Origin of the sequence: uncultured Ruminococcus sp. (assembly GCF_947301925.1) — a bacterium.
In the GTDB taxonomy this organism is placed as follows: Bacteria; Bacillota; Clostridia; order Oscillospirales; family Ruminococcaceae; genus Ruminococcus.
On record NZ_CAMYUE010000002.1, the window covers coordinates 136,860 to 151,403 of the forward strand.

At 50.1% G+C, this 14,544-nt stretch carries 10 protein-coding genes; 5 read left to right on the plus strand and 5 right to left on the minus strand.

The window, feature by feature from the left end:
- The first annotated feature begins 34 nt into the window (after nucleotides 1–34).
- From Q0Y65_RS04045 to Q0Y65_RS04055, 3 genes are all read left to right on the plus strand, one after another.
- Complete coding sequence (locus tag Q0Y65_RS04045; protein WP_297957406.1) at nucleotides 35–1,435, plus strand: family 16 glycosylhydrolase; 1,401 nt, start codon at nucleotides 35–37, stop codon at nucleotides 1,433–1,435.
- 163 nt (nucleotides 1,436–1,598) lie between these two features.
- Entirely contained in the window at nucleotides 1,599–3,518 is a 1,920-nt protein-coding gene (locus Q0Y65_RS04050) for a GGDEF domain-containing protein (RefSeq protein ID WP_297957409.1), read from the plus strand.
- A gap of 11 nt (nucleotides 3,519–3,529) precedes the next feature.
- Nucleotides 3,530–4,081: a GNAT family N-acetyltransferase gene (locus Q0Y65_RS04055; protein WP_297957411.1), complete on the plus strand. Its 552-nt coding sequence runs from the start codon at nucleotides 3,530–3,532 to the stop codon at nucleotides 4,079–4,081.
- Here Q0Y65_RS04055 and cls read toward each other — a convergent pair.
- A complete protein-coding gene (gene cls, locus Q0Y65_RS04060) occupies nucleotides 4,078–5,610 on the minus strand; it encodes a cardiolipin synthase (protein ID WP_297957413.1) in 1,533 nt (510 codons plus the stop codon). The two genes, Q0Y65_RS04055 and cls, sit on opposite strands and share 4 nt — an antisense overlap.
- A 111-nt stretch (nucleotides 5,611–5,721) precedes the next feature.
- Between cls and Q0Y65_RS04065 the strand changes: the two genes are divergently transcribed.
- Complete coding sequence (locus Q0Y65_RS04065; protein ID WP_297957415.1) at nucleotides 5,722–6,156, plus strand: thioesterase family protein; 435 nt, start codon at nucleotides 5,722–5,724, stop codon at nucleotides 6,154–6,156.
- Between the two features lie 53 nt (nucleotides 6,157–6,209).
- Here Q0Y65_RS04065 and Q0Y65_RS04070 read toward each other — a convergent pair whose 3' ends face one another.
- Complete coding sequence (locus Q0Y65_RS04070; protein WP_297957417.1) at nucleotides 6,210–8,303, minus strand: glycosyl hydrolase; 2,094 nt, start codon at nucleotides 8,301–8,303, stop codon at nucleotides 6,210–6,212.
- Nucleotides 8,304–8,550: 247 nt separating this feature from the next.
- Here Q0Y65_RS04070 and Q0Y65_RS04075 point away from each other — a divergent pair, with 247 nt between their 5' ends.
- Nucleotides 8,551–10,587 carry a dockerin type I repeat-containing protein gene (locus Q0Y65_RS04075; RefSeq protein ID WP_297957420.1) on the plus strand — a complete coding sequence of 679 codons (2,037 nt, stop codon included), beginning with the start codon at nucleotides 8,551–8,553 and terminating at the stop codon, nucleotides 10,585–10,587.
- Nucleotides 10,588–10,669: 82 nt separating this feature from the next.
- Here the strand turns inward: Q0Y65_RS04075 and Q0Y65_RS04080 are convergent, their stop codons facing one another.
- The 3 genes from Q0Y65_RS04080 to clpB all read right to left on the minus strand — a co-directional run bounded on the left by Q0Y65_RS04080 (nucleotide 10,670) and on the right by clpB (nucleotide 14,509).
- Nucleotides 10,670–11,176, minus strand: a complete 507-nt coding sequence (locus Q0Y65_RS04080) for a DUF6465 family protein (protein ID WP_297957422.1) — start codon at nucleotides 11,174–11,176, stop codon at nucleotides 10,670–10,672.
- A 19-nt stretch (nucleotides 11,177–11,195) separates the two neighbouring features.
- Complete coding sequence (locus Q0Y65_RS04085) at nucleotides 11,196–11,471, minus strand: HU family DNA-binding protein (RefSeq protein WP_297957424.1); 276 nt, start codon at nucleotides 11,469–11,471, stop codon at nucleotides 11,196–11,198.
- A 440-nt stretch (nucleotides 11,472–11,911) separates the two neighbouring features.
- A complete protein-coding gene (gene clpB / locus Q0Y65_RS04090; RefSeq protein WP_297957426.1) occupies nucleotides 11,912–14,509 on the minus strand; it encodes an ATP-dependent chaperone ClpB in 2,598 nt (865 codons plus the stop codon).
- Nucleotides 14,510–14,544: the final 35 nt, after the last annotated feature.

A 14,544-nucleotide genomic window follows, 5' to 3' on the forward strand; every position in this document is an offset into this window, starting at 1 on the left:
AGATATCAACTACTATCCTCAAGGAGGACCAAACATGAAAAAGATCAAGGCATTATCCTTAATTGCTGCAATGACAATGATCGCAGGTGCGGCAGGCTGCGCAAACAATAACGGCGGCTCCGTTTCCGAAAACGGGAATGCTTCGGAGACAACAACGGAAGCAGTTGACGTACCCGAGATAGAGGGCTACGACCTGCTGTGGAACGACGAGTTCAGCGGAAGCGAAATGGACGAGAGCAAGTGGAACTACGAGCCCCACGAGCCCGGCTGGACCAATCAGGAGCTCCAGGAATACACCACTTCTACCGATAACGTTTTCGTCCGCGACGGAAAGCTTGTGATAAAGGCCATAAAGACCGACAAGAACGGCAGGGACTACTATACCTCGGGCAAGGTAACAGGTCAGAACAAGACCGACTTCACCTACGGAAAAGTCGTAGTCAGCGCAAAGGTACCCGAGGGTCAGGGACTCTGGCCTGCTATATGGATGATGCCCAAGGAGGAGGGACACTACGGACAGTGGCCCAAGTGCGGCGAGATAGATATTATGGAGGTGCTGGGCAACGACGTTTCCACAGCCTACGGCACTCTCCACTTCGGTGAGCCCCACGGCGAGGTACAGGGCACATGGGGACTCACAGGCCAGACCTACGCAGACAGCTTCCATGAGTATTCTGTGGAGTGGGAACCAGGCGAGATACGCTGGTATATCGACGGCAACCTCTACAATACCGCCAACGACTGGTTCACAGCGGAAAGCGGCGGCGACGAAAAGCCATACCCCGCGCCCTTCGATCAGCCCTTCTTCGTACAGATGAACCTTGCTGTAGGCGGCTCATGGCCCGGCAATCCCGACGAGACCACCGACTTTGACAAGGCAGAATTCGAGATAGACTATGTAAGAGTATATCAGAAGCCCGAATATGACACCAATGTCAAGAAGCCCGAAAAGGTATTCCGCGAGCCCCTTGAGGACGGCAACTTCATATTCAACGGCGACTTCTCCGAGGCCGAGGATCTCACCGACGACGTAAACTGGAAATTCCTCCTCTTCAACGGCGGCGAGGGCTCCGCAGAGATCAGGGACAATATGATAGTCATAGAGTCTCAGGCAGAGGGCACAGAGGACTACTCGGTACAGCTGGTACAGCCCGATCTCCCCATGATAAAGGGCAAGAAGTACCGTGCCACCTTTGACGCCTACTCCGACGAGGAGCGCGATATCGTGGTATGCGTTTCGGCTCCATCAGCAGGCTGGATACGCTACCTGAAGGATACAAAGCTCACTGTGACTCCCGAGAAGCAGACCTTCATCTACGACTTCGAGATGAAGGAAAAGGACGACAACAACGGCCGTCTTGAGTTCAATCTGGGACACAGAGGATCCACCGCAACAGTTTATATCTCCAACGTAAGAGTTGAAGAGATAAAATAAGATTTTTACCCCCCCTCACAAGAGTCAGCCGATACCAAGGTACGGCTGACTTTTTTGCTGTAAAGCCAATGTTTTCACAAGTATCTCTCCTCAGCTATTGATTTTTTTGTCTGTTTGTGCTATAATATGGTATCATTCATACTTCTGCAAGGAGGGACTCACCATGAAAAAAACTGTTGAGATAGCAGTCATCGTCGCAGGCATCGACGAGGAATACCAGAACAGTATACTCGACGGCATAATCAGATGTGCCAGGCTTTCCCATGCGAATATATCCTGCTTCTGCGCCTTTGGTGGAGTCATCTCCAGCAACAAATTCGATATAGGCGAATACAATATCTACTCGCTCATAAACTATGAGAAGTTCGACGGCGTCATACTTCTGACCAATACCATCAGCGACCCCGCCGAAAAGGAGAAGATACTTCAGAGCGTAAAAAACTCGGGACTTCCCGTCACAGTGCTTGACTGCGATGACTATCCCGAATTCTATAACGTCAGCATCGACAACTTCAAAGCCATGAAAGAGCTGGTGGATCATGTCATAACCGTTCATGACGCAAAGCTCATAAACTACATCTCGGGTCCCCTTACAAATCCCGAGGCCGCAGACCGCTACAGAGCCTTCCTTGAAGCCCTGTCGGAGCACGGCCTCAGCACGGATACCGACCGCATATACTTCGGCGAATTCCGTCCCTCAGACGGCATAAAAGCCGTAGCCAGGTTCATAAGCTCGGGCAAGCCACGTCCCCAGGCCATAATATGCGCCAACGACGCAATGGCTCTGGCAGCTGTTGAGGAGCTTGGCAATTTCGGCTACAGGGTCCCCGACGATATCATAGTCACAGGCTTTGACAACACCTACAACGCAAGGCACCATCTGCCTGCGCTGACCACTGTATCCCGTCCCCTTGACGAGGCCGGCTACAAGGCCTGCAGTATACTCATAGACCTCATCGGCGGCAAGGAGCACCCCAGGACCACCACTCTGGAGGCCTCCCCTGTATTTGCGGAGAGCTGCGGCTGCACCGCCGTCAACAGAGCAGATATCACAGAGTATCTCTCGTCCATATACAAGCTGCTGAACAGCTGCAGAACGGACATCTCCGTCATAAACCGCATGACCACTGAGCTTGCGGAAAATGACGACTCGGAATCCAACCTGAGAACTATCGCCCGCTTCATCAACGAGATAAAATGTGAGAGGTTCTGTCTCTGCCTGTGTACAAACTGGGACAAGGTGCTGATGGACGAGCAGCGCGGAAACCCTGACGCCGTGATACAGATACAGGGATACACAAGCAAGATGAAGGCTCCCATCGTACTTGAAGGCGGCGTAAACTCACCCACAGAGCTTTTCGACACCGCAGATATGCAGCCAGCTCCGCTGAAAAACGGCGGCAACGTCAGCTACTTCCTGCCGCTGCACTTCCGCGAGCAGTGTCTGGGCTACTATATATTCACAAACAGCCTTTTCCCCACAAAGAGCCTGCTGTGTCACACACTGCTGCTGAACATAAGCAACTCCGTGGAGAATATACGCAAGCTGCTCCACCTGAGCAGCGTCATAAACGAGCTTGACAGGCTATACGTCATCGATCCCCTGTGCGACATCTATAACCGAAACGGCTTTATCCGTTCTGCCGACGCTCTGTTCAGGAAATGCAAGGCAAACGGCGAAAAGCTGCTTGTATCCTTTATTGATATGGACGGTCTGAAGCTCATTAACGACAACTTCGGCCACAAGGAGGGAGATTTCGCCCTTCAGCGCCTTGCCGCAGTAATAACAGACTGCTGCAGGGAGGGCATGATATGCGCACGCTTCGGCGGCGACGAGTTCATCATAATCGGCAGCAGCGACTCCGAGGACGATATATCCGCCGTTGAGTCCACCTTCTATTCAAGACTGGACGGTATCAATGCCGTTATAAAAAAGCCCTACACCATATCCGCAAGCATAGGCACCATAGTTACAGAGATATCGGAAGGCAAGAATCTTTTCAACCTTATAACGCAGGCTGACGAGATAATGTACGAAAAGAAGAAGCGCAAAAAGACCTCCAGATATCTCCGTCACGATTAAAAGGAGCATATATGCACCATACAGGAACAGTTGAACTTGAAACAAAGCGCCTCATACTGAGGCGCTTTGGATATAATGACGCAGAAGCGGCTTTCAGGAACTGGACAAGCGATCCGCAGGTAACAGAGTACCTCCGCTGGAAGCACCATACAGATATATCCATGACCCGCAGCACAGCGGACTACTGGAACGAAAAATACCATGATATCCGCTGGTATCACTGGGCCATAGTCCCCAGGGACTCAGTGGAGCCCATAGGGACTATATCCGCATCACGCGTGGACGACAGCACCGACACCGTGGAGGTCGGCTACTGTATCGGCAGGAAATTCTGGAACAAGGGCTATGTCACCGAGGCTCTCACCGAGGTGATACGCTTTTTCTTCACCACAGTTGGAGCCTGCCGCATAGAAGCAAAACACGACCCGCGCAATCCTGCGTCGGGCCGTGTCATGGAAAAATGCGGTATGACCTACGAGGGCACCCTTCGCCGCTCAGTGCGCTCCAACAAGGGCGTAGTGGACGTAAGGGTGTACAGTATCCTCGCAGAGGAATTCTCTTAAAGCAACGGAGCAAACATATTAAGCAGCGCACCTGCCACCTTTCTGAATACAGGTCTGGCAGCGCACTCCTCCGCAGTGACAAGATGAGATACCGCAGCAGTCTTTTCAAAGTCGCGGACTATCTCCTTTATTACGGAGCAGTCATATAGCACCGAACCGCACTCAAAATGAAGATAAAAGCTGCGGTAATCGAAATTGATAGTGCCCACCACAGCTGTCCTGCCGTCTGCGACACAGGTCTTTGCATGAATGAAACCGGGAGTATACTCGTATATCTTCACGCCCATTTCCGTAAGGGTGGCATAATTGTTCCACGCTATCATGTGGACATACCATTTATCGGGGATATGGGGCGTGATTATGCGCACGTCCACGCCCTTCTTTGCGGCAAAGCCGAGAGCATTTGTCATCTCCTCGTCAAGTATGAGATAAGGCGTGGTTATGCAGACATATTCGCGGGCATTATTGATAAGCTCCATATACACTCTCTTGCCCACGGGCTCCTCATCGAGAGGAGAATCGGAAAAGGGCTGTATGAAGCCGTCGGTGCCAAGGAAAGAGTACACATCCGGAACAGGAGGCTGATACTTCAGCATCTCGCTGCTCTCCGCCTTTGACCATAGCTGAAGGAACATGACAGTGTAGTTCCACACAGCCTTTCCGCGGATCATTATGGCCGTATCCTTCCAGTGTCCGAAGCGCACCTTGCGGTTGATATACTCATCGGCCAGATTTGTGCCGCCGTTGAAGGCTGTATGACCGTCGATCACCACTATCTTACGGTGGTCACGATTATTCTGAACAGAGGATATCATGGGACGGAAGGGGTTGAACACCTTGCACTTCACGCCTCCCTCTGCAAGTATGCGGAAGGGCTTGACGGAATTCAGCATACCTGTGCCGATACCGTCGTACATGAGGCGGACGTCCACCCCTGCCTTTGCCTTGCGGATAAGGAGCTCGCTCATAACATCGAACATATACCCCTCTGTGATAATAAAGAACTCAAGGAATATGAAATGCCTGGCAGTTTCCAGCTCCGCTACCAGCTTTTCAAACTGCAATTCGCCCAGAGCGAAGTATTCGGTGCCTGTATTCTCATACACGGGATACAGGCCGTATTCCGTTACATAATGAGCAAGGTTATAGGAATCGGGACAGCTGAGCTTCAGCTCCTCCATTATCTTTTCGTCCTGCACAAGGAGCTCCCTGCTCTGCTTCTGATTGCGGACGTCCACCGATTTCGGAAGCTGCTGGGTAAGCTTGATGAACAGGTATGACACTCCTCCCAGAAGCGGGAAGATACTGATAATTATTATCCACGAGACTCGGTATGAAAGAGGATCGTTCTTATTGGTAAGATAGATGGCAAGTACGATATCCAGGATTATGAGAGCGATGTACACGAATACGAACCGCTCCCCGAGGGTCATCACAGCCAGCATGAGGAAGCCTATCTGCAACAGCAGAAGGATAACAAAGGCTGCATTTGTACTGAGTATGCTGCTTAGTAATTTTTTGATCTTCATACCTCACCTCCGTATTGATAAGCATATACGATAAGGCTATTATAACACAAAAAAGCTGAAAAATCAACGTCAGCAGGAATAAGATCACATTTTTCAGAAAGGAAGATACTATTGAACAGGATCAGACCATATGAAAGAAAGGTTTTTTACTACGAGACCGACAAGATGAGCATAATGCACCACTCCAACTACATACGCATTTTTGAGGAGACCCGTGTCCATTATCTTAACGAGGCTGGAATGCCCTTTGAGGAGATAGAAGCGGCAGGAGTTCTCATGCCCGTGCTTTCGGTGGAGTGCAGCTATAAGCGTCCCCTGACCTTTGACGAGCCCTTTGCGGTGTACCCGAAGATAACGAAATTCAACGGCACCACCCTGCACCTGTCATACAGGATAGTCAGCAGGAAAACGGGAGAGCTCTGCGCCGAGGGAAGCTCCTCCCACTGCTTCACCGATCTTGATATGAAGCCTCTGCGAACAAAGAACAAATACCCCGATATATACAAGATATTTGCCGACTATCTGAACTATGAGATAGAAGAATGAAATGAAAAAGCTGCACGATGATGTGCAGCTTTTTCTATGTTAGGAGGTCTTTATCATTTTTCGGGATCAAGAGACGCTCTCTTGTTCAGCAGATATTCCTGTATGAACAGTGCGTCATTGGAGGTAAGCCCCTCAACGGACTTATCCACATCTCCGTTGAGCTTTCCCTGCTCGGTGAGATGCTTTTCATATGTACCCTTCACACCGTATTTATTGGGATTTGCAAGAGCCTGCATGATAAGGATAGCGTCAGCCAGCTCCACCTTTGTATCGCAGTTGGTATCGCCGTAAACTATATCCTCATGGGGTGCAGTTGTTGATGTAGTCGTGGTTGTTGTGGGCCCTGGAGCGGTAGTCGTAGTAGTTATCGGCTGTGACGAGCCGCCTTTGTACAGATCCTTTGGAAGCTCCGAAAGAGTGATACAGAAGTCGCTGGTATAAAGCTCCTTGAGAGTATCGGGATCCTGATAGTCCTCACCGCAGAGGAAGTGAGCCTGCTCGGAGTCATACCACGGGCAGAAGTACAGCCAGTAAGCGTGCTCCACAGTCATATTTGTAAGGCTGGGAACGGAGTCATTCTCGGGCATGGATACCATTTTCTTCCCCTTGACGAACTTGTTGAGGGTATAGAATATCCCTGCCTCAGCGTCCTCATTGGGAACGCCCTGCTGCTTGCCGTCGTGGCGGTTGTACTGGCAGTTGTACTTATCAAAGCCGACTATATCCACTCTGTCATCGCCGGAATACCACTTTGCCGAGGCGTCAGACCAGGCATAGAGATTCTGCTCCCAGATAAGGTTATGGAGACCGTACTCATTGTTGAGAGTGTCCTGGAGGAAGTTCCAGAGCTGATTGTATACCACAGCACCCTCCTTAGACCACCAGAACCACGCTCCCGAGCCGTCAATAGGATCATTGGTGCGGCTGGGGTTGCCCTCGGCCTCGTGGAAGGGACGGAATATAACAGGAACGCCTGCGTCCTGGAGCTTTTTCAGCTCCGCCGCAAGATTTTTCATACAAAGCTGGAAGTAATCGTACTCCATAGTGCCCTTGACCATGCAGTTCTTGGTGACGAAATCGGTCTTTTCGGTATATGTGGTCTTTTCAAAGGCCAGAGGCTCGCCAAGAGTATAATCCGCCTTTTGAGTGGGGACATTAACGTGCCATGAAGCCGTGCATATACCGTTCTTGTTTTTGGTCCAGTCGATCATGCGCTGAGCCACGCCGTCGTCCCAGGCATAGCAGGGGCAGTAGCTTCCGAAGTCAAATCCGCGGATAGCGGGCTCCTCTCCTGTGAGGCCCTTGATATATCTCACCTCATAGTCGTAATCGTTGTAGGTGTAATTGCGGTTCTGAGTGCTGTAGGTATAGACCTGTCCGTCGGGACCCGTACAGTGCCAGGGGAACTTCTCGCCCTGCTCCGTCTTGTCCCAGCTGTCCTGATCGATGACGTATTCCACGCCGTCGGAGTCCACACATTTATCTGCATTTGCGTCATAGCGGATAGTGGTCTGTACACTGTGGCCGCCGCCGTATATCTCCTGCTGGCCGGAGAGGATATTCTTCCCGTAAACGCTTTTCAGATAGGCCATCAGCGCCTTTGTCTCGGGAGTAGCGTCGGGATCAACAGGAGTTCCGTCCGCTAAAGACAGATCAGGGAACTTCGCATTGTCCACAGTAACGGTATCCATGGCCAGATAGCCGTATTCGCTTATAAACTCAATAGTATTCTCGCCCTTGTTCATTCTTACCATACCAAAATCATAATCAGTCCACTCTTCTGAATACGCAGCATAGGTTGTATACTTTACACCGTTTATCTTCACAGCCTGCTGTCTGCCTTCCTCGTTGAGTATCTGCGCTCCCCTTACGACTATGGAGTACATACCGTCCTCGGGAACAGTCACCTTGAATGAAGCGGGATTTGCTGTGAGATAGAAGAAGCCCTCTCCCGAATACCCGGGTATCTCCCTCTGATAGATATCCTTCCAGAGATCTGCGCCCTTCATGTCCTCGCCCTCTATGACATAGGGAAATGCAGTCTCATCTGCGGCATCGGTGGTAAACGCCCCCGACGCTCCGCACTGAACAGCCGCCATTACACCCGCAGCTGCCGCAGCCAATGCTTTTTTCAGTTTTCTGTTCATTTTCATATCCTCCTTAATTGAGTAGGCAAATAATTCTTTAGCTTTATTATAACGTCTTTTAAGTCCGATGTCAAGCTTTATAAGCTATCGGATATGTACAAAAAACGGCATAATTTAAGTTGTTTGCTTAAATTATCACAATAACCATTGAAAACTCCCTCAAAAATTTTTTTGAAAAATGTGAGAGTTTCTTCAGCTTCATACGTCTAAGTTACAGAAAGCATGAAACAGTAAAGGAGGTATTTTTATGCTGTTCAAAAAAATCTTATCATTCACACTTGCGGCTGCTCTTTCATCAACTATGATAGCAGCTGTACCCTCAGTTCCCACCGTTAGCTTCGGCAGCAATGTCAGCGCCGCCGCAGTGACTACAACCACTGTAGCAGGCGGGAACACCTTCGCTCTGCTCAGCACCTTCTACGAAGTGCAGGCAGGCGAGACCATCACTCTCAGACGCTGCGGCACAGCACTGCCCGATTCCTGGGAGATAGATAACGAGGATATCATCTCCATAGACTCCACAGGTCTTGAGATAACCGGCCTCGCAGAGGGTCTTGCCGTTATCACCTACCATACAGGAGATACAACCGTCAAGGTGAATATATCCGTGCAGGAAGGCACCACCACAGTCGATCCCTACGACTTTCCCGTAACCACCACAACGACCACCACCGCACCGCCCGAAAGCTTTGCACTGATGTATAACACCTACACCGCAGTTGTCGGTGATGATATTTACATCGCCATCTGCGGCACAGGCCGTCCCGATTCATGGACAGTTGACAACGAGGACGTTATCTCCGTCAACACCGCAGGAACCAAAGCAAAGGCTCTGAAAGCGGGCAAGGCGACCATAACCTACAAGTACTGCGGCATAGATATAAACGCCTATATAACCGTAACCGATCCCGCTTCCCAGGAGAAGGCTCCCTGCGCAAACTGCGGCAAGGAATATCCGATGGCTGAGCTTACAAAAACAGACCTGGATAAGCTGGTCTGCCATGACTGCATAGACTGCTGCTGGAGCGGAACTATCAGCTCATGCCTCTTTGAGGATACCGTAACCGATATAGACGATACATACATCTGTTTCTCAAACCGCAGCAAATACTACTATACAAGAGCCGTAGAGACTCAGGAAGGCATGAAGCTGGCAGACCTCAGGGTAAATGACAGAGTGATCATCGGCTTCACAAGCTATGAGACCTATGACAGGTTTATCGACCATGTTGGAACGCTCCGTAGGGCAACAGGTATCACAACCTCATCGCAGACAACAGCCCCTGACCTTACCACCACTACCACCATGACCTCATATACTGCTATCTGCGACACCACACCCGTCACCTCTACCACTACAAAGCTGCCGGATCCAACACTTACCACCACATCAACGGAACCCGAGGTCTGGATGTGGATGACAGGCGTGGATCACTTCGACAGCATTAAGACTCTCCCCACAAAGGTGATATACAACGAGGGCGAGGAGCTTGATCTCAGCGGCCTTGTGATAAACGCATATCATCTGGCAGACAAATTCTCAAACAAAGGCAACTTCATGTCTGTAAGGACCGACTATGTATGGGAGATAGAGAGTATTGATCCCAAGTATATCACAATAGAAGACCTCAGCGGTACAGTTGTGGCCTCCGACGGCGATATAAGCAAGCTCCGCGGCAAAGAAGCCTATACGCTGGTCATCGGCGGCGGAAAGGTCATGCAGCTCAAAACAAAGAACGATCAGTATGAAAAGACCCTGTACGACACAAACGAGTTCAGGTTCAGGATATACATTTCTCCCAAGGACGGCGCAGGCAAGTTCATAGCCATTGACAACGCGGAGGTCGAGTCTTTCAGCTACGGATACAATAATAAGGGCTTCAGACTGAAAGAATACGGCGAATACTCTGTTGATATGGATTCCATCGGTGTGAACGCAGGTTATAATTTCGACAGCCGCATCATGAAGGGCGATATCGTTTCCGGAGTCCTCTACGTCAGCACAAAGGACAACTATGTATGCTTCGGAGACCTTGAGATAGTTGATTCTCTTCTCGGCAACGGCGATACCAACTGCGATGGAAAGGTGGAACTTGCCGACGCAATACTCATCATGCAGGCACTTGCCAACCCCAACAAGTACAATGTAGGCGGCACATACGAGCACTGCCTTACAGCGGCAGGAAAGGCCAATGCAGATGTAAACGGCGGCGGAATGACAGTAGATGACGCTCTTGACATACAGCTTCATCTGCTCAACATCACCCACCTGAGAAAGCTCTGATAATACAAGACAAGGCTCCCCGCGGGGAGCCTTCCTTATTAATATACAAAAAAGCTCCGCAAGAAGCGGAGCTTCATAATTCTCAGAACAGATCGAAATTGCCGAATGTGTTATCGTCGATAACATAGTAAACCTTGTTGATCTCGGGTCTAACGTATACAACAACACTCTTAGCAGACTTTACCTTGGCGTCAGCCTTAGCCTTGTCGATAAGAGCTGTACCAGCTATCTCAGCACCGTTGTACTGGATAACAACCTTTCTCTCCTCAACAGCAGCAGTCTTCTTTGCTGCGGGCTTCTTAGCAGCTGTAGCCTTCTTCTCAGCAGGCTTCTTAGCAGCAGTTGCCTTCTTCTCAGCAGGCTTCTTAGCAGCAGTTGCCTTCTTCTCAGCGGGCTTCTTAGCAGCTGTAGCCTTCTTCTCAGCAGGCTTCTTAGCAGCAGCCTTCTTCTCAGCGGGCTTCTTAGCAGCAGTTGCCTTCTTTTCAGCAGGCTTCTTAGCAGCGGGAGCCTTCTTAGCGGCAGCCTTCTTCTCCACAGCAGGAGCAGCAGCTGTCTCTACTACCTTTGTTTCTGCATTCTTCTCCGGCATGATTGTATCCTCCTTAGAATTACTTGTTTACAGCGTTCTTGAGAGCCTGACCAGCCTTGAATGCGGGAGCCTTTGAAGCAGGAGCAGTCATCATCTTCTTAGTCTGGGGATTGATAACCTGCTTCTCCTTACGGTCACGAACCTCAAAAGTACCAAAACCAACGATAGAAACCTTCTCGCCGCCTGCGAGTGCTTCTGTGATCGTAGAAATGATTGCATTTACAGCTGTTTCTGCGTTCTTCTTAGTGAAGTCAGCCTTCTCAGCTACTGCACTGATTAATTCGGTCTTTGTCATAGTATTATCCTCCATAAAATAAGATTTTACAATTGAATTATATACCCTTTATAACGATTTGTCAAGTTATTCCCGAAAAAATGACAAATCCACCTATATTTGGGTATTTACAGCCTGTTTTTTATTCAAATCATCTATAGAATTTGCCTATTTTCCGTTGACATTAATTCGAAGGCGGTGATTTTTGTTTACTATTTGTATAAAACAGGCGTTTTATTCCGAAATATACAGTTTTCCGCCCTCCTTCTCATTTATAAATAGTCCCTTTACATTATTTATCCTGCACAAATACAGCCGCATTATTTGTGCACATCTACAAAGATGAAAAATTCCTTTTTCTTATTCAACTGTTTCCGTTTGAATCCCCCTTTTCCGCCCCTTTTACAGAGGGACAAAAATCAGGAGGGAAGCCCAGACGTCTCCCCTCCTGCACTGATCTATTATTCTGCTGTGAGTTTTCCGTTGATATCCAGGTCTATATCTATAACATCGCCTGCGGCAAGATTGCCGCCGATGATACGTTTAGCCGCAAGGGTCTCAACATTGCGCTGTATGAACCTTCTCAGAGGTCTTGCACCGAAGTTGGGATCATAGCCGCAGTCCACGATGTAGTTCTTTGCGGCCTCGCTGACATTTATGCGGATATGCTTGTCGTCCAGACGCTTCTGGAGATCCGCCAGCATCAGATCGACTATCTTCATGATATTATCCTTTGTGAGCGGCTTATAGAAGATTATCTCGTCAAGACGGTTGAGGAACTCAGGCCTGAACTGTGTTTTCAGCAGTCCCTCCACCTGAGCCCGTGCCTCGTCGGTTATCTCGCCATTTTCGTCGATACCCTCCAGGATATAGGGTGAACCCAGATTTGATGTGAGTATGATGATAGTGTTCTTGAAGTCTACCGTCCTGCCCTGTGAATCGGTGATACGGCCGTCGTCCAGCACCTGAAGCAGGATATTGAACACATCAGGGTGAGCCTTTTCAATCTCGTCAAAGAGAATTACCGAATAGGGCTTTCTGCGCACAGCTTCCGTGAGCTGACCGCCCTCGTCATAGCCGACGTATCCGGGAGGCGCTCCTATAAGACGGCTTACGCTGAACTTCTCCATGTATTCGCTCATGTCGATACGGATGATATTTCTCTCGTCATCGAACAGTATCTCCGAGAGAGCCTTTGCCAGCTCTGTTTTACCAACGCCCGTAGGACCTAAGAACAGGAAGGAGCCTATAGGCCTGTCAGGAGCCTGTATGCCTGCCCTTGAACGGAGTATGGCCTCGCTGACCTTTGTAACGGCCTCGTCCTGGCCGATGACTCTCTTGTGGAGCAGTCCTTCCAGACCGAGTATCTTTTCCTTTTCGCCCTCCATGAGCTTTGAAACGGGGATACCCGTCCAGCGGCAGACTATCTTGGCAATCTCGTCCTCTGTGACCTTGTCGCGGAGGAGCCTGCCGTTCTCCACGTCATGCTCGGCCTGCTTTTCCAGCTCCTCCAGTTCCTTCTGAAGCTGAGGAAGCTTGCCGTATTTCAGCTCTGCGGCCTTGTTGAGGTCGTACTCGCGTTCTGCCTTGTCTATCTCTCCGCCTGTGCGCTCTATCTCCTCGCGGAGCTTCTGAACTGCGGATATATCGTTCTTCTCGTTTTCCCACTTGGCTTTCATGCCGCTGAATTTATCGCGGAGCTCCGCAAGCTCCTTCTGTATCTCCTCAAGGTGCTCCTGAGAGATATTGTCGCTTTCCTTTTTCAGAGCCGCTTCTTCGATCTCCAGCTGAACTATCTTGCGGGAGATCACGTCCAGCTCGGTAGGCATTGAGTCCATCTCGGTGCGGATAGTAGCGCAGGCCTCATCAATGAGGTCGATAGCCTTATCGGGGAGGAACCTGTCGGTGATGTATCTGTTGGAGAGCACAGCCGCAGAAATAAGCGCGTTATCGCTTATCTTGACGCCGTGGAATACTTCATAACGCTCCTTGAGTCCGCGGAGTATGGATATGGTGTCCTCAACGCTGGGCTCGTCAACCATTACGGGCTGGAAACGACGCTCCAGAGCAGGGTCCTTTTCGATGTACTGACGGTACTCGTTAAGGGTGGTCGCTCCGATACAGTGGAGCTCGCCCCTTGCCAGCATAGGCTTCAGCAGGTTGCCTGCGTCCATAGCGCCGTCGGTCTTGCCTGCGCCTACGATAGTATGGAGCTCATCTATAAACAGGAGTATCTGTCCGTTGCTGTTCTTTATCTCATTGAGGACAGCTTTCAGACGCTCCTCGAATTCACCTCTGTACTTGGCGCCTGCCACGAGAGCTCCCATATCCAGCGAGAAGACCTTGCGGTCCTTGAGGCTGTCGGGAACGTCTCCGGCCACGATACGCAGGGCAAGGCCCTCCGCAATGGCAGTTTTTCCCACGCCCGGCTCACCGATGAGCACAGGGTTGTTTTTCGTCTTTCTTGACAGTATGCGGATAACGTTGCGTATCTCGCTGTCACGTCCGATAACGGGGTCGAGCTTGTTGCGCCTGGCAAGACCCACCAGCTCCTGACCGTACTTGGCAAGGACGTCGTAGGTATCCTCGGGATTTTCGCTGGTGACTCTGGTATTGCCCCTGACGGACATAAGAGCGCTGAGAAAGCTGTCCCTGCTTATATTGAATGTATTCAGCAGCTGTGAAACGTCCCTGTCCTTGCTGTCAATAAGGGCAAGCATCAGGTGCTCAACGGACACGAACTCGTCCTTCATATTCGAGGCTATACCCTCAGCCGCAGTGAGAACGCGGTCGCATTCTGCGGATATACCGAGATTGCTGCTCCTTCCGCTACCCGTGACCTTTGGGAGTCCGTTCAGCTTCTTCTCAACCTCGCCGTCGAAAATATCCTCATCTATATTCATCTTCTTCAGGAGCTGCGGAATGAGGCCGTTCTCCTGGCGCACAAGACCTGCAAGGAGATGTATGGGCTCGATAACAGAATTCGACTGCATAACAGCGATACTCTGAGCCTTCCTTACAGCGTCAATGGATTTCTGTGTAAGCTTCTCTGCATTCATAATAATATCCTCCATTCTTCATTTTTCACATTTAT

What these genes read in the sequence shown, in the direction of transcription:
- clpB (WP_297957426.1), bottom strand. Translation starts at nt 14,509, where the DNA reads ATGAATGCAGAGAAGCTTACACAGAAATCCATTGACGCTGTAAGGAAG.
- Q0Y65_RS04085 (WP_297957424.1), bottom strand. Translation starts at nt 11,471, where the DNA reads ATGACAAAGACCGAATTAATCAGTGCAGTAGCTGAGAAGGCTGACTTC.
- Q0Y65_RS04070 (WP_297957417.1), bottom strand. Translation starts at nt 8,303, where the DNA reads ATGAACAGAAAACTGAAAAAAGCATTGGCTGCGGCAGCTGCGGGTGTA.
- cls (WP_297957413.1), bottom strand. Translation starts at nt 5,610, where the DNA reads ATGAAGATCAAAAAATTACTAAGCAGCATACTCAGTACAAATGCAGCC.
- Q0Y65_RS04050 (WP_297957409.1), top strand. Translation starts at nt 1,599, where the DNA reads ATGAAAAAAACTGTTGAGATAGCAGTCATCGTCGCAGGCATCGACGAG.
- Q0Y65_RS04080 (WP_297957422.1), bottom strand. Translation starts at nt 11,176, where the DNA reads ATGCCGGAGAAGAATGCAGAAACAAAGGTAGTAGAGACAGCTGCTGCT.
- Q0Y65_RS04075 (WP_297957420.1), top strand. Translation starts at nt 8,551, where the DNA reads ATGCTGTTCAAAAAAATCTTATCATTCACACTTGCGGCTGCTCTTTCA.
- Q0Y65_RS04045 (WP_297957406.1), top strand. Translation starts at nt 35, where the DNA reads ATGAAAAAGATCAAGGCATTATCCTTAATTGCTGCAATGACAATGATC.
- Q0Y65_RS04055 (WP_297957411.1), top strand. Translation starts at nt 3,530, where the DNA reads ATGCACCATACAGGAACAGTTGAACTTGAAACAAAGCGCCTCATACTG.